Origin of the sequence: Tenacibaculum sp. Ill (assembly GCF_051938915.1) — a bacterium.
Lineage (GTDB): Bacteria > Bacteroidota > Bacteroidia > Flavobacteriales > Flavobacteriaceae > Polaribacter > Polaribacter larymnensis.
Map to the genome: position 1 here is coordinate 3,381,496 of NZ_JBPSCW010000002.1, position 20,589 is coordinate 3,402,084.

At 34.0% G+C, this 20,589-nt stretch carries 16 protein-coding genes; 3 read left to right on the forward strand and 13 right to left on the reverse strand.

The genetic code is table 11. The annotated features are described in order from the left end of the window. The first annotated feature begins 26 nt into the window (after nucleotides 1–26). Entirely contained in the window at nucleotides 27–428 is a 402-nt protein-coding gene (arfB, locus tag ACTPNM_RS15885; protein WP_440122793.1) for an alternative ribosome rescue aminoacyl-tRNA hydrolase ArfB, read from the forward strand. A gap of 116 nt (nucleotides 429–544) precedes the next feature. On the opposite strand, the gene ACTPNM_RS15890 is transcribed toward arfB, so the two are convergent. Next, a complete protein-coding gene (locus tag ACTPNM_RS15890; protein ID WP_440122794.1) occupies nucleotides 545–1,867 on the reverse strand; it encodes an SIR2 family protein in 1,323 nt (440 codons plus the stop codon). Nucleotides 1,868–2,022: 155 nt separating this feature from the next. Continuing rightward, nucleotides 2,023–2,502, reverse strand: a complete 480-nt coding sequence (locus ACTPNM_RS15895; protein ID WP_440122795.1) for a hypothetical protein — start codon at nucleotides 2,500–2,502, stop codon at nucleotides 2,023–2,025. Nucleotides 2,503–2,874: 372 nt separating this feature from the next. On the opposite strand from ACTPNM_RS15895, the gene ACTPNM_RS15900 reads away from it, so the two are divergent. After that, nucleotides 2,875–3,846 carry a hypothetical protein gene (locus tag ACTPNM_RS15900; protein ID WP_273695312.1) on the forward strand — a complete coding sequence of 324 codons (972 nt, stop codon included), beginning with the start codon at nucleotides 2,875–2,877 and terminating at the stop codon, nucleotides 3,844–3,846. Nucleotides 3,847–4,005: 159 nt separating this feature from the next. Here ACTPNM_RS15900 and ACTPNM_RS15905 read toward each other — a convergent pair whose 3' ends face one another. From ACTPNM_RS15905 to ACTPNM_RS15930, 6 genes are all read right to left on the reverse strand, one after another. Beyond that, nucleotides 4,006–5,994: a hypothetical protein gene (locus tag ACTPNM_RS15905; RefSeq protein ID WP_440122796.1), complete on the reverse strand. Its 1,989-nt coding sequence runs from the start codon at nucleotides 5,992–5,994 to the stop codon at nucleotides 4,006–4,008. Between the two features lies 1 nt (nucleotide 5,995). Further along, nucleotides 5,996–6,973 (reverse strand): hypothetical protein, encoded by a 978-nt coding sequence (locus tag ACTPNM_RS15910; protein ID WP_440122797.1) that lies wholly within the window; start codon nucleotides 6,971–6,973, stop codon nucleotides 5,996–5,998. 7 nt (nucleotides 6,974–6,980) lie between these two features. Beyond that, complete coding sequence (locus ACTPNM_RS15915) at nucleotides 6,981–7,568, reverse strand: hypothetical protein (RefSeq protein ID WP_440122798.1); 588 nt, start codon at nucleotides 7,566–7,568, stop codon at nucleotides 6,981–6,983. Nucleotides 7,569–7,858: 290 nt separating this feature from the next. Then, nucleotides 7,859–9,400, reverse strand: coding sequence for an acyl-CoA carboxylase subunit beta (locus ACTPNM_RS15920; RefSeq protein WP_440122799.1), 1,542 nt, complete (start codon nucleotides 9,398–9,400; stop codon nucleotides 7,859–7,861). A gap of 191 nt (nucleotides 9,401–9,591) precedes the next feature. Beyond that, nucleotides 9,592–11,028: an acetyl-CoA carboxylase biotin carboxylase subunit gene (gene accC / locus ACTPNM_RS15925; RefSeq protein ID WP_440122800.1), complete on the reverse strand. Its 1,437-nt coding sequence runs from the start codon at nucleotides 11,026–11,028 to the stop codon at nucleotides 9,592–9,594. Between the two features lies 1 nt (nucleotide 11,029). Then, nucleotides 11,030–11,515 (reverse strand): acetyl-CoA carboxylase biotin carboxyl carrier protein subunit, encoded by a 486-nt coding sequence (locus tag ACTPNM_RS15930; protein ID WP_440122801.1) that lies wholly within the window; start codon nucleotides 11,513–11,515, stop codon nucleotides 11,030–11,032. 492 nt (nucleotides 11,516–12,007) lie between these two features. On the opposite strand from ACTPNM_RS15930, the gene ACTPNM_RS15935 reads away from it, so the two are divergent. Beyond that, the gene (locus ACTPNM_RS15935; protein WP_440122802.1) at nucleotides 12,008–14,383 is read left to right on the forward strand and encodes a TonB-dependent receptor; all 2,376 of its coding nucleotides are present in this window, start codon (nucleotides 12,008–12,010) and stop codon (nucleotides 14,381–14,383) included. Nucleotides 14,384–14,435: 52 nt separating this feature from the next. Here the strand turns inward: ACTPNM_RS15935 and ACTPNM_RS15940 are convergent, their stop codons facing one another. The 5 genes from ACTPNM_RS15940 to ruvB are packed head-to-tail and all read right to left on the reverse strand — an operon-like array spanning nucleotide 14,436 to nucleotide 20,330. Beyond that, a complete protein-coding gene (locus tag ACTPNM_RS15940; RefSeq protein ID WP_440122803.1) occupies nucleotides 14,436–14,816 on the reverse strand; it encodes a rhodanese-like domain-containing protein in 381 nt (126 codons plus the stop codon). A 5-nt stretch (nucleotides 14,817–14,821) separates the two neighbouring features. Beyond that, the gene (locus ACTPNM_RS15945; protein ID WP_440122804.1) at nucleotides 14,822–16,231 is read right to left on the reverse strand and encodes an MBL fold metallo-hydrolase; all 1,410 of its coding nucleotides are present in this window, start codon (nucleotides 16,229–16,231) and stop codon (nucleotides 14,822–14,824) included. A gap of 11 nt (nucleotides 16,232–16,242) precedes the next feature. Then, nucleotides 16,243–17,973: a SulP family inorganic anion transporter gene (locus ACTPNM_RS15950; RefSeq protein ID WP_440122805.1), complete on the reverse strand. Its 1,731-nt coding sequence runs from the start codon at nucleotides 17,971–17,973 to the stop codon at nucleotides 16,243–16,245. A gap of 20 nt (nucleotides 17,974–17,993) precedes the next feature. Then, nucleotides 17,994–19,292, reverse strand: coding sequence for a hypothetical protein (locus ACTPNM_RS15955; protein ID WP_440122806.1), 1,299 nt, complete (start codon nucleotides 19,290–19,292; stop codon nucleotides 17,994–17,996). Between the two features lie 15 nt (nucleotides 19,293–19,307). Beyond that, on the reverse strand, nucleotides 19,308–20,330 hold the full coding sequence (gene ruvB / locus ACTPNM_RS15960; protein ID WP_440122807.1) for a Holliday junction branch migration DNA helicase RuvB: 1,023 nt from the start codon (nucleotides 20,328–20,330) through the stop codon (nucleotides 19,308–19,310). Between the last annotated feature and the right edge of the window lie 259 nt (nucleotides 20,331–20,589).

Here is a 20,589-nt window from a genome sequence, read left to right on the forward strand (position 1 = left end):
ATTCCGTTAATGCATTCACAAACACTATGAACAAAGAACAACTATTAAAAGAACTCAATTTTAAAGCCGTACGAAGCTCTGGTGCTGGCGGACAGCACGTAAACAAAGTATCCTCTAAAGTAGAATTAAGTTTTACTATTGAAGACTCATTAGGACTCTCAGACAAAGAAAAAGCACTACTCCTTAAAAACTTAGCGAACAGACTCTCTAAAGAAAACACACTCATACTAAGCTCACAAGAAAGCCGCTCACAACACCGCAATAAAGAATTGGTTACCGAGCGCTTTTTTAACCTCTTAGCACAAGCCTTGGTAGTACCCAAAGTGCGCAAAGCTACCAAACCTAAAAAAGCAGCGATTACCAAACGATTGGATGCAAAAAAACAACAGGCTGAAAAAAAAGAAAACCGAAAAAAATTTCGGTTTTAGGAGATATCTATTTTTATGTACTGTAAAATAGTTTAGATGCGTTTAATATGTATAAACGAAATGGGTTTAGCAAGCTGATAAAATATTACATAAGCTCACGTTAATCTTTACTGGTTTTACACAATGCTTTCTCTTATTTTTTTTAATATATCAGGTATTTCTTCCCATTCCTCAACCCATATAGTTTGAACACCAAAAGAAGCAGAGTCGTTTTCTTCAAACCTTTCATATAGTTTAATTAAACTTGAAATAACATTTTCAATTTTTTTTTCGTTATTTATTAATTCATCATCAAATTCAAAAGATTTAATTTCTTTAATAATATCACCTCTGTTAATTCTTTTCTTTATAATATAATGTACATTTTTTTTATTCCCCTTCTGTTCATAAGCAATATCTAATAATCTTCTGATATTAGGATCTGTTAATGAACTCCCTATAAATAAACAAGTGTTATCTCTAAATTTATTTATTTGAACAATATTATTCCAACTATAAATGTTAGTATACTGTTCATGATAATTGTTCTCTCCAAAAGTTATTTTATTAGAATCATTTAACTTTCCTGTCTCGGGTAAAAATCCATGGACATGATAAATAGGTAGTTCACCGTTTTTAATATCTACTCCTATACCATGGATCGTTTTATATGGAATTTCAAGACCTGTTTTATTGAGTTTATATTCTAAAATGTCATCAAAATTATATGTTATAATAGAATTCAAATTTGGACTTTTTCCTGGAGCAACACATAGTTTAATAATTTCATTAAATAAATCAGACTCCTTTTCCTTATTAATTTTTGAATACAAAACTTCTCTAACCATTTTTTCAAAAGAAGAATTATTTTGCTCAAAATATCTTTGCAAATATCTACCAGAAATTAATGGATTTGGTGTAAAAATATCATTAAAGAGTTTTGATAAAACATCGGGAGAGTTACTGTCTTTTTCAATTGTATGCACCATCAATAGTTGAAGTAGATTACTCCATGTAGGCACCCCAAACTCAATAGATACTCCTGCACCTATTACAAGAACTAATTGGTCTTTTTTATATGATTCATTTAAATTCTTAAAGTTTGTTTTTTTAGTCGTAATGGTAAACTTAGGAATAGAACTAAATACATTTTCAAAATCTATAGGAGATTTTTTTATGCGCTCAATTAATGTCTTATAACTATTAAACTCAAAATCTCTAAGTATTTTATTTTCTCTATTAATTTTTTTATTTTCTTCTATTAATTTAGATAAAGCTCTTTTCTCAGTATCCGTTTTAAATCCATCTAAAAGAACTTTATACTCTTCATTGGTGATTGTTGTAGTGGGCTTTGCTTCAATTTCGTGTCCGTTCTTTGAAAGATGCTCTACAGCTCTATCAAGCGAAATGTTTAATTCTCTTAGTGCTTTATTAAGTCTAATACGTTTTTCTTCTTTCATTTTTTAGTTTTATCTAACTCTTTATACTCAAATATTTTTTCATTTCATCTAGCGATTTGAAGAATAAAAAGTTTAATCATTTATATAAACTCCCCTAAACTTAAAAAAACTCCATCATACATTCTTACGGAATCCCTTAATCGCAGCCATTTAGGTTATAAAAGTTGTTTTTTAGAGTAGTAACGGTTCTTTATATCACAGTTTTGGGTCGCTGATACTACGGCATGCTCCGTTAACACCACGGCATGGGTCGCTGATACTACGGCACGCTCCGTTAACACCACGGCATGGGTCGCTGATATCACGGCATGCTCCGTTAACACCACGGCACGGGTCGCTGATACTACGGCATGCTCCGTTAACACCACGGCACAGGTCGCTGATATTACGGCATGCTCCGTTGACATCACGGCATGGGTCGCTGATATTACGGCACGCTCCGTTAACATCACGGCATGGGTCGCTGATATCACGGCACGCTCCGTTAACTCCACGGCATGGGTCGCTGATATCACGGCATGCTCCGTTAACTCCACGGCATGGGTCGCTGATATCACGGCATGCTCCATTAACACCACGGCGTGGGTCGCTGATACTACGGCTATCCTCCCGCTCTTAAATCTGTATGGATTCAATCCAACGTTCTCGGTCTACGTATTAACGAGTTAGATTTTACATAGAAAAATCTTTTTCTAAGCTATTATTCTTTTTCCATTGATGAAAAAGAAACCGACTTTGGAGGTTCATGAATTCCTTTGAAAACCAATAAAAATTAATGAGCTAAACAAAAAATCTAGCCTTAACCATCCTGCACTCAAAAATAATCATCCACAAACCTAAATTAAAATAACTCGCTATCGCTAAAACCATCTAATATTTTATGGGTTTTTAACTAGTGGCAAGGGGATCTCCTGCTATTATAATCTTGTTGTTTCTAAGAATTACCTAAGGGTAGCGTGTATTACGCATCCCTAAAAACACACGTGTAACTTAAATTAAATTTTAATATGGAAACAAGAAGAAAATTCAAAGGATCAGATGCTTTTTTAGCTGAAAGCGCACGTACAATTTACAACCTATTTACGCAAGATTTGGAGCGTTTTACCGCTTTCAACGCCCGATTTACGAGTGAGTATGAAACTGCTTTTTTAAATCAGATTGATGCGGCAGATACGGTAGTAACCGATGTAAGTACCTTGGCTAAACAAGGAGTGGAAACACAAAAAGTATTGGTAGAAATGCAAAATGCAAGTCGTGTGTATAATCGTATTAAAAGTCATGCTATGTGGGCTTTTCCTGATAATCCTGCGGTATTAAAAGAGTTTACAACTGGTTATAGAGATGCGAGTAAGAATCAGCCTAAAATGTTGGTGTTTTTAGAAACGTTAGAAAAGGTAGTTACAAATTATTTGGATGATTTGACCGATGCGAATAAAGGCGGAATGCCTGCATCTATTGTGGAAGAGTTGGCAACAATTAAAGACGAATTAAAAAGCGCGAACACTCAGCAAGAGGTGTATAAAAAACAACGTTTGGTAATTACCCAAGATCGTATTTCGGCATTGAACGATTGTTATACAACGCTTGTTCAAATTATGAATGCGGCTCAGTTAGTATTTGCCAATGAACCTGCAAAAAGGGCGCAGTATAGTTATCGCCCAACTACAGGAAGCAGCTCCATTACTGATTTTGTGGGACAGGTAGCGCCTAATGAAACTAAGGTAATTACTCAGGTGTCGTATGACAGGGAAAGTTTTATTGGTTTTGAAAACAGAGGAGAAACCACGCTACAGTTCGACATTAGTACCGACGAGGTTACCTTAAACGGCAATATGGTTGAGCTGGAAAGTGGTGCTATCAACAACCAGCCAATGGAATGGTTACTAGCGGATGTTGCGAACGGTACCAAAGTGAATATTTTGGCATACAATCCGTCTACCACCTCAACGGGAAGTTATTGGGTGAGTACGGATGTGTAGGGTTGATTTTTTATAAAAAATAATAACTTCATTACGAAGGAGGTACGACTGAAGTAATCTGTTTATTTTGAACTATAAACATAAAGGTTACTGCGTTATCACTTGTAATGACGTTTTTTTGTATGTTCTTTTATTACTTAAACACCACGTTAATAACCTTTATTTTTCTTTACTTTTCCAGATATTCAGGAATGGAATGTCCCAAGCAAGTCTTAAGAAAAGTCTATGTCCATTTGGGTATATCTTGTTTCCATTTTCAAGAGTAACTTGTCTTAATTCAGGGGTGTATTGATAACCTAATCCTAGTGTCAATGGGGAGTTTTTAAATCCATAGGTCAAAGAACCACCTGGAGAAAAAATTTGGCTAAACTCTACCTTATCAGGAAGAGTTGAAGTAGAATCACTCACTCGGAAATTAAGCATCGCTCCTAAATCGATAACTTGAGCAAACACACCCAAAGAAGCACTGTTTTCTTGCCCTTTTTTCAATTTCCATGTATATTCAAAGCCCATAGGTAGTGTGATTCCAGAGACAAAGCCAATGTTTTCATCCAAACTCTCAGCACCAATGAAATAACCGGGTTGACCAGTAATTGAGAAAGTCCTAGCATATTCTCGTTTTAGAATGAAGCTTGCAGGAGGTGCAGCATGCTTCTTTATTACTTCTTTCACTCCATCAGAATCTTCGCTGTTGATTACATCTGTCATAAATGTCCCATATTGGTCAATCTGTTGCATTGTTTCTAAGTAGGTTGTGTTAGTTCCAAGGAGTTCGTTTAGAATCAAGGTTACATAATGGATAGAGTTACTATAATCCTTACTTCTTGCATTATCGTACACTTGGAGAGAATAGTTTGAGATGGTGAAGAACTTTGAAATATCATCATTATTGTAGTTCGCACTCTGGAATACGTTTGTTACAATCTTCATGTATTCTATGTAGTTTTCATTCAAGTTATCTTCATTAAGGTTATTTCTGAACTCCTGTATTTGGTTTAATGATGAAAGAAGCTTCATGTAGGTTTCCTTTATAGATTGGATTTGAGCAGTTGTAAGATTGGAAGACGTTGGAGTGAAAAAAACTTTTTTAAAGAACCCTTTGTCTTGTTGATATAGAAAACCAGCAAAATAGCTCCATTCTGATACCGTATTAATTTTATTAAATTCCTCATAACTAAGCCATACATTGGAAAACTGAGCAGATTTGGTTTTTGTAGTATCCAATAGGTTTCTTTGGAAAAGGTTAACGCCATGAATTATTACCCCCAATTTTTCATCCAGTTTATTAGTGGCACTATTCAAATAGCTAGGTTTATAATATGTTCCATCTAAATAATTAAAAAGATCTACGGGATGATAGTTGTTTACAAGTTTAGAGCTGATATCTGCGGACAATTTTAAACTACCATAATAGGATTTACTTTTTATCAATGCCGTATTTGTAGAGTTCAAAAATTTTAGTTTGCTTTCTAATGCATCAGTGTTTTTATGATTTTCAACATGATTTATCAGGTTGTCAAGAAGTGCTCTCAAGTCTTGACTGAAAATTTCCTTGTACTCATCTCCTAATTCAGGAAATTTGGAGGGGTTAGTATTTTTAAGTTTCTCATAAGTATTCGGGAATAGAACTTGTAGCTCTCCAACTTTACCAATTGTACTTTCAAAAGTTTGCATATAGGTTAGTAATTGTGCTTTTTTAAATTCTTCAGCATAATACTTTGTCAATCCATCTAGTATTCTTGTTTGGTCTTCTGCACTTAGGGAAAAATCACCTGAAATAGCGCTTGCTAAAATTCCTAAAGTAGCACTTCCTGCGGGTAATATTCCCATTGAGTAGTTTCCAGATGAATATTCAAATTCTAGCAATTTATTGTACTTAATAATCGCACTCTTAATTGGTGAAACATCAAATTCATCCTTAATAGAATTATCAATATCAAAAGGGTCATTTATAAAGTCAATAGCGTATTGAACTTGTTTTACTTCGTCTTGAGATAAGAAAACTTGTCCATCATTATTTGCATCAATAATTCTATTGAGTCCCTTTTCACTGAGTGTGTTTATAAATAATGCATCATAATATGCATTTTGAGCCATAACATTTTGAAGCGTTAGGACGATGATTAAAGAAAGTAATAGTTTTTTCATGTTAGTTGATTTTTGCTCCTAATTTTATGGGTGTTCCTTGTTGATTCATCGAGTAAATGTTTTCGTTTTCAATCTTATAGGTTGATGTTTCAAATTTGAGTAATTCAAAGCCAGCATTGGGATATGGTGATGTGATATTTCCAACTTTTTCATTAGTTGCAAGGTCGAAAACTTCATTGCTTTCATTCACGATTAAAATTTTTCCTAAAATGCTATAAGCTGGTTGGGTAATGATATTTTCAAAATTGAAAGTAGAATCCGTTTCAAAAATTTCTTTGTTGAATTTTTCAAAACCTTTGTTTTGTTTTTGTATCTCCTGAAAAGTGAAAAGTATTTCATTTGTTTGAATCAAACTATCGGTTTTGATATAAGTAGAATCTTTAAAAACTCTTAGGCTGGCATCAATATATCCCGCCTTGATTTCATTTATTCGAATGGATTTTCCTGGGTGGCTTTGAGAGGGTGTTTCGTTTCCGAAGTATTTCATGGCAGCAATACTTTCTTCTAAAGTTGCACCGATAAGCCTCATTTGGAATCCAGAATATCTATCTGCTTCTAATTCATGTAAACGCGATTCCCATTTAGATTTTAAGGGATGTCGGTAAAAGTGGTGTGCAATTTCATGAAAGCATATACTTTTAATTGGCTCGTAGGACTTTGTCACAGTATGGACAGAATCAAAAAAAGCTTGATTATATAAAAAAAATCTTCTTCTGCAATCTCTATTAATTACTGAAAAAGCTCCAAAAGATGAAGTTGTTCTGATTTCAATGTCTGAGTTCGGGATACCTACCAAACTCAAAACCTCTGAAATAATTTCGCCATAGGATCTAGCAGACTTTCCTATTTCTTCCTTTTCTTTAAGTTTAGTATTGTTGTAGCTACTTTGATATTCTATTTCAAGTATTTCCTTTTGGCTTTCTTGGGTGTTGCAAGAAGTTAGTAGGAGAAAGGGAATAGCAATGATGAGTACTTTCATAATATTTTTATTTTGAACAAGTTTCTTTTTTAGCAAAACACTTAGCATCATTCTCAATTAGTTCATCTACAATTCTTCCAATTTTATATGGAACACTAGATGTTTTTTTTCCAAAAAACCAAGTTCTTCTATCATAAAACCCAATTTGGTGCATATATTCATGAGCTAAGTGAGACGTATAACATTTTTGTAAATTTTTAAGTATGTAGCAACGATGCGTTCTTGTAATCCTAGTTTTCATGTCGGTGAATCCAAAATTTCCACTACCAGCGTATTTATCAAATACTCTTACTCGAATATCAATTGAGTTGTCTTCTGGCTTATCAATATAATTATCCTTACCAGAGATAATTAGTTTGTAAATATCTTCACTAGAAAGGTTGAAATTTCCTACATCGAATGTTTCATTAAGAACCATTTGTTTGAATTCTACTGAGTTGAAAACTTGTTCAAGTTTCCTAATTGAAGTGTCCAGAATTGCATTAGTTTCAGCATCAAAGCTATCATCTACTTTAATTGCCTGAACTCGTACTTGTGAAAATGAAATTACACTATAAAAAAGTGCTAGAATTGTCAATAGAAATTTATTTTTCATTCGTTTATTTTTTTATGATTACCAATTCGTCACATACAAATAACCAACTATCTTATTCTGTAACTATTTCTAGATAATTAGAAATGTTAATTACTTTGATAATTCCCTATAAACCTAAAAAAAAAATTACAAAAAAAACTACGGAAACCCTTAAAACCAGGTATTTAAGCCACAAGAGTTAGTTTTTACATCATTAATGTGGTATTAAATCAAGCACAACCAAGGCCTTATAAAACAAAAAAGACGCTCCTAAAAAGAAGCGCCTCTTAAAAATATTGATATGTATTTTGTTACAACGGTATGTTCCCGTGTTTTCTATTCGGTCTTTCTACCTTTTTACCTTCTAACATGGCAAAAGCCTTGATTAGTTTTCTACGCGTATCTTGTGGTAAAATTACCTCATCTACAAATCCACGTTCTGCTGCACGGTACGGATTCGCAAATTTATCAGCATACTCCGCTTCTTTTTCGGCAAGTTTCGCTTCGTGATCGTCTGCTTCGGCAATTTCCTTTTTAAAGATAATTTCACTTGCTCCCTTCGCTCCCATTACCGCAATTTCTGCACTAGGCCATGCAAAGTTCATATCGGCTCCAATATGTTTTGAGTTCATCACATCATAGGCTCCACCATAGGCTTTACGAGTAATTACACTGACTCTTGGCACGGTAGCTTCACTCAACGCATACAATAATTTTGCTCCGTTAGTAATAATAGCATTCCATTCTTGGTCGGTTCCTGGTAAGAACCCTGGCACATCTACCAACACCAATAACGGAATATTAAAACAATCGCAAAAACGAGTAAAACGTGCTGCTTTTTTAGAACTGTTTACATCCAAACATCCTGCTAAACTCATCGGTTGATTGGCTACAATCCCAACACTTCTTCCTCCTAAACGCGCAAATCCAACTACGATGTTATCAGCATAATCTTTATGTATTTCAAAAAACGAGTCCGCATCAGCAATACCATCAATTACGGCACGCATATCGTACGGCTTGTTGGCATTATCTGGAACAATGTTGGCTAATTCTTCTCTAATTTCATCTCCTAATTCAAACGGTAGCTTTGCTGTAGTTTCTTGATTGTTCTGTGGCATATAACTCAACAATGTTTTGATATCTTCCAAACATTGTACATCGTTCGCTGCCGTTAAATGCGTAACTCCCGATTTAGTTGCATGCGTACTTGCTCCTCCTAATTCTTCCGAAGTAACTTCTTCATTGGTTACTGTTTTTACTACGTTAGGTCCCGTAACAAACATATAACTTGAGTTTTCTACCATAACGGTAAAATCGGTCATGGCTGGTGAATATACTGCTCCACCCGCACAAGGTCCCATAATCGCTGAAATTTGCGGGATGACTCCCGATGCTTGTACGTTTCTGTAAAAAATATCGGCATAACCACCTAACGAACGTACGCCTTCTTGAATACGCGCTCCACCAGAATCATTCAATCCGATTAATGGTGCTCCTACTTTTACGGCTAAATCCATAATCTTACAGATTTTTTCGGCATGTGTTTCCGATAACGAACCTCCAAATACCGTAAAATCTTGTGCAAACACGTACACTAAGCGTCCGTTTACAGTTCCGTATCCTGTTACCACTCCGTCACCATAAAACTTCTGATTTTCCATTCCGAAATCGGTCGTTCGGTGTGTTACCAAAATACCGACTTCTTCAAAAGAACCTTCATCTAAGAAATAATCGATACGCTCACGAGCGGTTAATTTTCCTTTTTGATGATGACGGTCGATGCGTTGTTGTCCGCCTCCTAATTTTGCTTCGGTTACTTTATGTTTTAATTCTTCTATTTTAGATTTCATCTATATTCTTTTTTTGGGCGTTCCCCAAGGGTCGGGCTTTCCGCTATATCTTTTTTGTGAGTCATTGCAAAGCAAATAACTATTTGCTGTGGCAATCTCTTAAATTGATGAGATTACTTCGTTTCACTCGTAATGACGGATTTATTAACACAAAAAAGGATGCCGCTGCAATCCCTAACGCAAATTATGTATTAACAAGTTTTTAAAATACGTTGCTCTTTTAAATACTGCTGTAAGGCAACTTGTGCAGCAATCTTCGCTTCTTTTTCGTATCCTGCTTCTAACAACTCAGGTGTGTAATACTTCTTTACAAAATGAGTATCGAAATTCCCTGAGGTGAAAGCTTCGTGTTCACATACGAACTTTCCAAACGGCAACGTAGTTTCTATTCCTTTTACTTTATAATTATCAATGGCTTGCTTCATTAGCTCAATGGCTTCTTCACGTGTATTTCCGTAGGTAATCAATTTAGAAATCATCGGATCGTAATAAATAGGAATTTCCATTCCCTCTTCAAAACCATCATCTACACGAATATTTTCTCCTACTGGATGTTGATAGGTCTCCAACACTCCAATACTCGGTGCAAAATTATCTAACGGATCTTCGGCGTACACTCGTAATTCTAGCGCGTGTCCGTTAATTTGTAAATCGTCTTGGGTGAATGATAACTCCTGTCCTCTTGCTATTTTTATTTGCTGTTCTACTAAGTCTACTCCTGTAATTAGTTCCGTAACTGGATGCTCTACTTGTAAACGTGTATTCATTTCTAAGAAATAAAAATTCTTGTTTTCATCTAATAAAAACTCTACGGTTCCTGCTCCTAAATAATCACAGGCTTTCGCAACTCTTACCGCTGCGGCTCCCATGGCTTCTCTAATTTCTGGAGTTAATACACTTGATGGTGCTTCTTCAACTACTTTTTGATGGCGACGTTGTACCGAACATTCACGTTCAAATAAGTGTACTACGTTTCCGTGAGCATCTGCCAATACTTGGATTTCAATATGGCGTGGCGACCCTACATATTTTTCTATAAACACCGAACCGTCTCCAAAAGCTGATTCTGCTTCTGAAATTGCACGCTGCATTTGTTCTTTTATATCAGCTTCTTTTTCAACAACACGCATTCCTTTTCCTCCTCCACCTGCTGAGGCTTTGATTAAAATTGGATAGCCAATTTCATTCGCTACTTTCGTGGCATATTCTACATCAGTTACTGCTTCATCAATCCCCGGAACCATAGGAATATCGTAAGCTTTTACTGCATCTTTTGCTGCCAATTTGCTTCCCATTACTTCAATAGCATGGGTTTTCGGTCCTATAAATACAATTCCTGATTTTGCTACGGCTTCTCCAAAGGCTGCATTTTCACTTAAAAATCCGTATCCCGGGTGAATTCCGTCTACATCTAACTCTTTCGCTACTTCAATAATTTTATCTCCTAATAAATACGATTGATTGGAAGGTGCAGGACCAATACATACTGCTTCGTCTGCAAAAGTTACGTGTGGTGAGTTTCTGTCTGCTTCCGAATAAACAGCTACCGTTTTAATACCCATCTTTTTTGCCGTACGCATAACACGCAACGCAATTTCTCCTCTGTTTGCTACTAATATCTTTTTCATATTACTCCATTTCTATTAAAACCGTATTCTTTTCTACTTTATCACCTGCTTGTATCGCTACCGATTTTACGACTCCGTCTCTTGGTGCTTGTAAGGTATTTTCCATTTTCATGGCTTCTAACACTAAAATTCCATCTCCTTCTTTCACTTCTTGACCAATTTCAACATCAACAGAAACAATTAACCCAGGCATTGGTGCCTTGATATTATTTTCTTTTTTCTCTGTTGCTACTTCTAAACCTAACTCATCAATTAACATATCTAATTCATCAGCAATACTTACCTCGTAAGTATTTCCGTTGATTTGAATGGTATATGTTTTTTTGTTGAAATTTGTTTGAAGTATGGTAGCTTGATACGATTGGTTACCCTCAAGTACATGGTAGTTATTTTTTGATTTTTCTACTATATCTAGCGTCTCTATTTGCGCTTCAGTAAAGTCAAAATCATGCGTTTTATTAACGCTCGTTTTAAAAGATTTACTCATAAATATCTGATATTTTCACCACTAAAATATTAAATTTACGATGGAATGCATGAGTTAAATCTATAAATTGATTAGAATGTTTTTTTACTTACTTAATAACTCCTTATTCTTTTATAAACAAGCCTAGAAAAACCCGCTATTTATCACGCTTAATTCATATTTCATATTTACCTTTGCATCGTTCTCATAAAGGGGTGCCTTTTTGAGTTATTAGTGTTTAATGAATAGTTGTTAGTTAACTTAAAATTCAACATTTATAACTCATAGTTAAAAATAGGCTGAGATCATACCCAACGAACCTGGAACAGGTAATGCTGTTTAGGGAGGCGATAATCGCCATTTGGAAACCAATTGTTACGAGAAACCTGTTTATTGATGAAAAGATTACTTCGTCCTAAACTCCTCGTAATGACAAATTTTAATTATTCAATGTTTAACTAAAGAATAATTACCTCTTTTTATTCGATTTTGTTTTTTTATAAAATGAGACCGATGTCTTTCAAACAACAACCACAAGTAAAACTAATAGCTTTTTTACTCGTATTATTTGCAACCTTAACAGCAAATGCACAAACGGTTACTTTCTCAGGAAAAGTAGTTGATGGTAACCAAAATCCTTTGGTGGGTGCTACTGTTACTGTTGCCTCTCTTAACAAAGGAATTGCTACCGATTTTAAGGGTAACTTTACATTAAATCTTTCAAAAGGAACTTATGTATTTAAGGTTTCTCATGTTGGTTTTAAACCTCTTTTGCAAGAGGTTATTATTACCAAAAATCAACAATTTACATTTCAGTTAATTTCTGATGAAGCCATTTTAGATGAAGTGTTGGTTTCTGCTGTTCGTGTAAAAGCAGATGCACCCGTAACACACTCAAATCTTACCAAAAAGGAAATTGAAAAACGTAATTTAGGACAAGATATCCCTGTTCTTTTAAACTATTTACCATCGGTAACATCTTCATCTGATGCGGGTGCTGGTATTGGATACACTTATATTCGTGTACGTGGTTCAGATGCTACTCGTGTTAACGTTACAATTAACGGAATTCCGTATAACGATGCCGAAAGTCAGGGTACTTTTTGGGTAAATATGGGAGATTTTGCTTCGTCTACACAAAGTTTACAATTACAGCGTGGTGTAGGTACTTCTACGAATGGTTCTGGAGCCTTTGGAGCTAGTTTAAACATCTTAACCGATGCTGTTTCGGAAGAAGCTGGAGGAGAGATTTCAAATGCTTTTGGTTCGTACGGAACAAGAAAGCACACCGTAAAGTTTACTACTGGAAAATTAAATAATGGGTTTGAGTTCGCAGGACGTTTGTCTAACATTTATTCTGACGGATATGTTGACCGTGCTTTCACCGATTTAAAATCGTATTTCTTACAAGGTAGCTATACCGATGATAACACCTTGATTAAAGCTTTAGTTTTTGGAGGAAAGGAAAGAACCTACCAAGCTTGGTATGGCTTAACTCCTGAAGAACTAAAAGAAAATCGTCGTCAAAACCCGTATACCTACGATAATGAAACCGATAATTATTGGCAAGATCACTACCAATTACACTGGAATGAGCAATTATCAGAAAACTGGTCTACCAATATTGGTTTAAATTACACCAAAGGAGAAGGGTATTTTGAGCAATTTAAAGAAGACAGTGCTGTATCAAAATATGATGGTATTGTAGAGGCAACAGGAACCGACTGGTATGGTTCTCCTGCTACAGACTTAATTGTTCGTCGTTGGTTAGACAATGATTTTTATGTGGCTAATGCTAATGTAACTTATAAAACTGAAAAGTTCGAGTTAATCTCTGGTGCTTCTTATAGTAATTATACAGGAGATCATTTTGGAGAAGTTATTTGGGCTAAAGAATTTGCTGATGGGGCTAGTATTAGAGATCGTTATTATTTTAGTGATGCTAAAAAGAACGACTTTAGTGTTTTTTCTAAGGCTACTTTTAATGTTTTTGATAACCTAAAAGCTTTTGTTGATGTACAAGGTAGATTTATTGATTATCAAACTAACGGATTAACTTCTGATAGAAATCCTTTAAATATTGATACTTCGTTTAGCTTCTTTAATCCTAAATTAGGGGTTACTTATACCATCAATAAAGAAAATAGTATTTATGCATCGTATGCTCGTGCGAACAGAGAACCAAACCGTGATGATTTTCAAAATGGTATCAACGTACAACATGAAACGTTAGATGATTTTGAATTAGGATGGCGTTTGCATAATAAAACGGTTCAATTAAATACTAATCTCTACTACATGTCTTACGACAACCAATTAATTCAAACTGGTGGATTAAATGATGTAGGAGAATATTTACGAGAAAATGTGAAAGACAGTTATCGTTTAGGAGTAGAAATTGATGCTAACTTTAACATTTCAGATAAGTTTAGCATTAACCAAAACCTTACGGTAAGCAGTAATAAAATCAAGAATTTTATATTGGATCGTGATGGTGTTCAACGCAATATTGGGACTACGAATATTGCTTTTTCTCCAAATATTATTGCTGGAAATGCATTGATTTACAAACCTACAAAAGGGCTACAATTAGCTTTACTATCTAAATTTGTTGGTGAGCAATATTTGAGTAACACTAATACAGAAGCCTCTAAACTAGATAGCTATTACGTTAGTGATTTTAATGTTAGTTATGAACTTGAAATGAATACAATTTTTAAATCAATTGTATTTACAGGATTGGTAAACAATCTTTTTGATAAAGAATATGTTGATAGAGGATACACCTATTTAAATACTTGGGATACTCCTGGAACTTCTTTTGAAGTACAAGGATACTATCCGCAAGCTACTAGAAACTTTTTAGTAGGTGCAACGTTAAAATTTTAAGTAGGAAAAGAGCTAAGAAAAAGTAAAACCGAGACAATTGTCTCGGTTTTTTTTATTCTTTATTTTTTTCTTCCCATTCTAAAATTCCTCCTAGAACATTGTAGGCTTTGTATCCTTTTTTGGCTAGGAGTTCCGTAGCTTTTTTACTTCTACCTCCTGAGCGACAGTAAATATATACAGGTTGGGTTTTATCTAACTTTTCTAAAACCTTTCCTTCAAAATCTTCTCCTGTAATATCTATTTTTATCGGATCTTTAATTACGCCCTCTGCCCATTCTTGCGGTGTTCTAACATCTAATAACTGTACGTTATCTTCGTTTTCTAAAACTACCTGCAAGTTTTCAACCGTAATATCTTTTGCCTCATTGGTTTGAGGTTTGCATGATAATACTACTGTTAAAAATAAACCTACTAAAAATATACCTCTCTTCATTATTCTTATTTTAAAGTTGACGGACAAACAGCTGCTGATCTTGGAATATCAGTTTCTTTAATTGCCTTATATCCTCCAGCTACATCAATTATATTATGGAATCCTCTTGCTTTTAAAATAGATGCTGCAATTACTGAACGATACCCTCCTGCACAATGCACATAAAAATCTCCTTTTGTTGGAAACTCTTCAATATGATCGTTTAAGAAATCTAACGGTGTACTTGGTGCATCTATAATATGCTCACTTATATATTCCCCTGGTTTTCGAACATCAAAAACTGGAGCCCCTTTGGTAAGTTCTTCTGCTAAAACAGTTGCAGGAACCGAACGCAAAGTATCTACTTCTTTCCCTGCTACTTTCCAAGCATTAAAACTTCCATCTAAATACCCTAACACATTATCAAAACCAACACGAGATAAACGTGTAATAGTCGTTTCTTCTTCTCCTTCAGGAGTAACTAATAAAATTGGCTGTGTAACATCTTTAATCAATGCTCCTACCCATGGGGCAAATGTTCCTCCTAAACCGATAAAGATTGATTGAGGAATAAATCCTTTAATAAATTCTGCTTGATTACGAACATCTAATACTAACGCATCTGTTTCGTTAGCTATTTTTTCAAAATCTTCTACAGATAAGGCTTTTGCTCCACTCTTGATAACTTCATCAATAGATTGGTATCCTTCCTTATTCATTTTTACATTTAAAGGGAAATATTCTGGTGGAGGTAATAAACCATCAGTCACCTCTTTTACAAATTCCTCCTTAGTCATATCTGCACGAAGTGCGTAATTGGTTTTCTTTTGATCACCAATTGTTCCAACTGTTTCTTTGCTTAAATTCTTACCACAAGCTGATCCTGCTCCGTGTGCTGGATATACGATTACTTCATCTTCTAACGTCATGATTTTTGTACGTAAACTATCGTACAATAACCCTGCTAACTCTTCTTGTGTTAAGTTTGCTGCTTTTTGCGCTAAGTCAGGACGACCTACATCACCTAAAAATAAGGTATCTCCACTAAAAACTGCATGGTTTTTTCCATTCTTATCTTTTAATAAATAAGAAGTACTCTCCATTGTGTGTCCTGGAGTATGCAATACGGTAAGAGTAATATCTCCTAATGTGAACACTTCTCCATCTGTAGCTATATGAGCCTCATAATTTGTTTTTGCTGTTGGTCCGTATACAATTGTTGCTCCTGTTTTCTCAGCAAGCGTAACATGACCACTTACAAAATCTGCATGGAAGTGAGTTTCGAAAATATATTTGATTTTAGCACCATCTTTTTCAGCTCTGTTTATATAAGGATCAACTTCACGTAACGGATCTATAATTGCTACTTCTCCATTACTTTCAATATAATAGGCTCCTTGTGCTAAACAACCTGTATAAATTTGCTCTATTTTCATGATATTATATATTATTTATACGCTTGGTGTATATACTGCGCGTATTTTTTCTGATTTTGATTATCTCCTGTTTTATAAAAATTTACGGCTCCATTGGCACGCATAAAAAAGTGATCTAAACTTACAACGTCTAATAAACCTCCTCTAAAAAAGGCATCTCTTACAGGGCCTTTTACTCCTGCAAAATAAAATTGAATGTTGTGTTTGTTAAAATAAACGATGCGTTCTTTTAACATCTCTATTCCTGTACTATCAACTCTGTTGATACTCTCTGCATCTAATACAATCAATTTTAATGCCTTCCCTTTTTCTCCTGTCATTTCGTCCAATTTATCTCTAAAATAGTTAGAGTTGGCATAAAATAATTGTGCATCAAAACGGAAAACTAAAATTTCATCGTCTAAAATAACTTCTTTAAACCTGTTTTTATTACGATAGAAATCTGAATTTGGTACTTTTCCTAACTCAGCTACATAGGGTCTTGAGGTTCTAAAAATTAAAACAATTAACGATAAAACTACTCCGATTAAAATTCCGTATTCAATTCCGAAGAAAATAGTAGCTAAAAAAGTAGCTAAGAGTAACCAAAAATCTAGGTTATTAGCTTTCCATAGCCTTCTTGCTTCTTTTACATTTATTAAGTTAAAAACTGCAACTATAATAATTGCTGATAAAATAGTTTTTGGTAAGTGATAAAAAACAGGTGTTAGAAAAAGTAATGTAAACACTACTAAAATTGCAGAAACTATTGCTGAAACTCCTGTAGTTCCACCTGATTCTGCATTAATTGCCGAACGAGAAAAACTTGATGCTGATGGATACGATTGAAATAATGACCCTACCATATTACTCAAACCTAAAGCTACTAACTCCTGATTTGGTCTTACTCTATACTCGTCTTGTTTGGCTTCCAACGTTTTTCCGATAGAAATGGTTTCTAAATACCCTACCATAACTAAAGTTGCTGCTATAGGCATCAATTCACGTATTAGAGCTACATCAATTACTGGCATTGAAAATTTTGGTAAACCTGAAGGAATGTCTTTTACAATTGCAACATCAGAGAGCTGTGTTCCAAAAAAACGTATGCTTAGTATACCGAGTATAACTACGATTAAGGCATTTGGTATTTTTTTATTGACTCTTCTAAATATTATAATAATAGCACATGCTATTAAGCCTATAATTGTTGTATTTGTTTTAAAATATTTAAGTCTGAAAAGAATATCTTCTAATAGTACATGAATTTGATCGCTCTGTACAAACTCAACTCCTAATAGATTTCTAAATTGGTTCAGTCCGATAATTAAAGCTACGGCAGAAGTAAATCCTGTTATTACAGGTCTTGATAAAAAGTTTACGATAAATCCTAAACGGAAAATTCCCATTAAAAATTGAATTGTTCCTACTACCAGTGCGAGTAATATTGCAATGGCGATGTAACTTTCTGAACCTGTAAGTGCTAAGGTAGAAACTCCTGTTGCTACTATTAATGAATCCATTGCTACAGGACCAATTGCTACTTGACGAGATGTTCCAAAAACAGCATACATTAACTGAGGCATTAAAGCTGCATATAATCCATAAATTGGCGGTAATCCAGCAATTAATGCATAAGCAATACCTTGTGGAATTAAGACAATAGCAACTGTTATACCTGCAACTACATCACCTCTTAACTGCGATTTTTTATAGTTGGGCAACCATTTTAATATTGGTATGAGTTTTTTTAGTAAATTCATTTACTCTATAAAAACGTTCTTTAATTGTTTATCTTATAAAAGGGAATTGTCCATTCTAAAAAGTTTTTTTTCATACTTTTTTTCTCTATTTTAATAGTATGAACTCCTTCTGATAAATTTTCAATATTTATATATCCTAGTAATCCAACCTGTTTCGTTCTAGGATGATTGTTATATCTTATAAAATCAATAGGTATAATTTCTCCATCTATTGACACTTTATTATATTCTTTATAGCAGGCTAGTAAAAATTTAGCTTGATTTTGATCTTCAATTATTTTTGATACATCAGTCTTTTCTTCGAATTCACCACAAACCTCTTCTCTTATCGTTCTTTCGTATTTAAATATGGGGATAAATACTTCTACAACTTTTGATTCAATTTTACTTGACTCTATTTCAGGAGCTAGCAAAAATGTATTAGATTTATTACTGTCTTTATAGTAATCTGAATACGTTTTGTATTTATTGAAAAAGTTCTGCTTATTTGAAATAACTAGATAAAATATGTTTGTTTTCGGGATTTGTATACTTGCTAGAACCACTCCCGAAAAAAAGAAAAACAACATTAAATAAACTATTGATTTTTTCTTCTTAAAATTTGAACCAAATATCATTGATACTTGTAAAATACTTTTATATAGTGGTCCAAAAGATATCATTGACACAAATTTTACCACTTTAAAATTTAAAATCTGTAGTTTTTCTTTTTCTTTATTCTTCTTTAAATTAGAGAACATAGTAATTATTGATTGCAACATCAAGCTTATTGCAATTAAAAAAGCTGGTATTAAAAGAATATAGGTATTTACATACGCTGAAAGTAGGTTGAACAATAACAGGTAAATACTTGAAAAAAAAGCCATGTAACCGTACATTAATAAAAAGGTAAACGCTACAGAAAAAATTACACTACATAACTCGTCTACTTTTTGTATTGAGTCTTTTAGTTTTGGTAATATTGAAAGTATTTTTTCTGTGTAAATTTTTGAATATGCGCTATCTTCTATACTATAGTCAGGAAAAACTGAATTAAGGCCTACCAAGCCCACCCAATAAGCTCTTAAGAAGAAGTGTATTACAAACATTGAAGCTAAGATACTTACTGCTATTAGCCCAAAAAAAGTAATGAAATACCCTATATAATATTGGCTAGGATTTAGAAAATCTATAAAAAAATTTGCAATCCAACCAATGATATCAAAAAGCTTGAAAGAACCAAAAATTGCAATTGCAGAAACCAGTAATTCCGCTTCCCAACTTTCATCTTTTAATCGTTGCAGCCATCCTTTCGTTTCTGTATTAGACTTATTATTCATAGCTTATTCTAAACTTTAAAAGAGTTCTCCTTGGCTAGTTCCTTTAATTCTCCCTAAGTGTTTATAGGCTAAATTGGTTACTTCTCTTCCTCTTGGCGTTCGCATAATAAATCCTTGTTGAATTAAAAAAGGCTCATAAACCTCTTCTATAGTTTCAGCGTTTTCAGCTACAGCTGTAGCTAAAGTCGTTATTCCAACCGGACCTCCTTTAAACTTATCAATAATCGTAGATAAAATTTTATTATCCATTTCATCTAAACCATGTGCATCCACATTTAATGCTTTTAAGGCATATCTTGCTATTTCTATGGTAATAGTACCATCTCCTTTAATTTGAGCAAAATCACGTACTCTACGCAATAATGCGTTGGCAATACGAGGTGTTCCTCTACTTCTACCAGCAATTTCAATTGCTGCCTCCATAGAAATTGGCACTTTTAAGATATAAGCACTTCGTTGAATTATCGTTGTTAATAATTCTGTTGAGTAATAATGTAATCTACTACTAATACCAAAACGAGCTCGCATAGGAGCTGTAAGCAATCCTGAACGAGTAGTAGCTCCTACCAAAGTAAATGGTTCAAGATTAATTTGAACGGTACGTGCATTTGGACCAGATTCAATCATAATATCGATTTTATAATCTTCCATAGCTGAATACAAATATTCTTCAACTATAGGACTTAATCGATGGATCTCATCAATAAACAGAACATCTCGTTCATCTAAGTTGGTTAATAAGCCTGCTAAGTCTCCTGGTTTATCTAGCACAGGTCCTGAGGTTACTTTTATACCAACTCCTAACTCATTAGCTAAGATATGAGCCAACGTCGTTTTACCTAATCCAGGAGGTCCATGAAATAAGGCATGATCTAATGCTTCATCCCGTTGATTCGCTGCCTCTACAAAAACTTTTAAGTTATCTATTGCCTGATCTTGACCAGAGAAATCATCAAATGAGAGCGGACGTAACTTTTTTTCTACATCTAATTCTTCATTTGAGTAGTTTGTGCTTTCAGGGTTTAGGTTTTCATTCATATTGTTGCAAATATACTTGAAATATGACGCTTGCTTTGTAATATAAGTTACTTAGCAAATATTTTTATGCTAAGATACATATTATAAAATGTTGTGGTAGTTATTGTGAATAATAAATGAACTCCATATATAACCTCCATACCTTAGTAATAAGAGATCTATACAATATTACTATTTCAAAAAGAGCGTCTTATGTTAATTCCTATTTTGGAGTTATCGTGATTTTCTAGTCAAGTTTAGTAGTAATAAAGTATTCTAT

Coding starts and splice junctions, on each gene's coding strand:
- arfB (WP_440122793.1), top strand. CDS start 27: ATGAACAAAGAACAACTATTAAAAGAACTCAATTTTAAAGCCGTACGA.
- ACTPNM_RS15890 (WP_440122794.1), bottom strand. CDS start 1,867: ATGAAAGAAGAAAAACGTATTAGACTTAATAAAGCACTAAGAGAATTA.
- ACTPNM_RS15900 (WP_273695312.1), top strand. CDS start 2,875: ATGGAAACAAGAAGAAAATTCAAAGGATCAGATGCTTTTTTAGCTGAA.
- ACTPNM_RS15905 (WP_440122796.1), bottom strand. CDS start 5,994: ATGAAAAAACTATTACTTTCTTTAATCATCGTCCTAACGCTTCAAAAT.
- ACTPNM_RS15910 (WP_440122797.1), bottom strand. CDS start 6,973: ATGAAAGTACTCATCATTGCTATTCCCTTTCTCCTACTAACTTCTTGC.
- ACTPNM_RS15915 (WP_440122798.1), bottom strand. CDS start 7,568: ATGAAAAATAAATTTCTATTGACAATTCTAGCACTTTTTTATAGTGTA.
- ACTPNM_RS15920 (WP_440122799.1), bottom strand. CDS start 9,400: ATGAAATCTAAAATAGAAGAATTAAAACATAAAGTAACCGAAGCAAAA.
- accC (WP_440122800.1), bottom strand. CDS start 11,028: ATGAAAAAGATATTAGTAGCAAACAGAGGAGAAATTGCGTTGCGTGTT.
- ACTPNM_RS15930 (WP_440122801.1), bottom strand. CDS start 11,515: ATGAGTAAATCTTTTAAAACGAGCGTTAATAAAACGCATGATTTTGAC.
- ACTPNM_RS15935 (WP_440122802.1), top strand. CDS start 12,008: ATGTCTTTCAAACAACAACCACAAGTAAAACTAATAGCTTTTTTACTC.
- ACTPNM_RS15940 (WP_440122803.1), bottom strand. CDS start 14,816: ATGAAGAGAGGTATATTTTTAGTAGGTTTATTTTTAACAGTAGTATTA.
- ACTPNM_RS15945 (WP_440122804.1), bottom strand. CDS start 16,231: ATGAAAATAGAGCAAATTTATACAGGTTGTTTAGCACAAGGAGCCTAT.
- ACTPNM_RS15950 (WP_440122805.1), bottom strand. CDS start 17,973: ATGAATTTACTAAAAAAACTCATACCAATATTAAAATGGTTGCCCAAC.
- ACTPNM_RS15955 (WP_440122806.1), bottom strand. CDS start 19,292: ATGAATAATAAGTCTAATACAGAAACGAAAGGATGGCTGCAACGATTA.
- ruvB (WP_440122807.1), bottom strand. CDS start 20,330: ATGAATGAAAACCTAAACCCTGAAAGCACAAACTACTCAAATGAAGAA.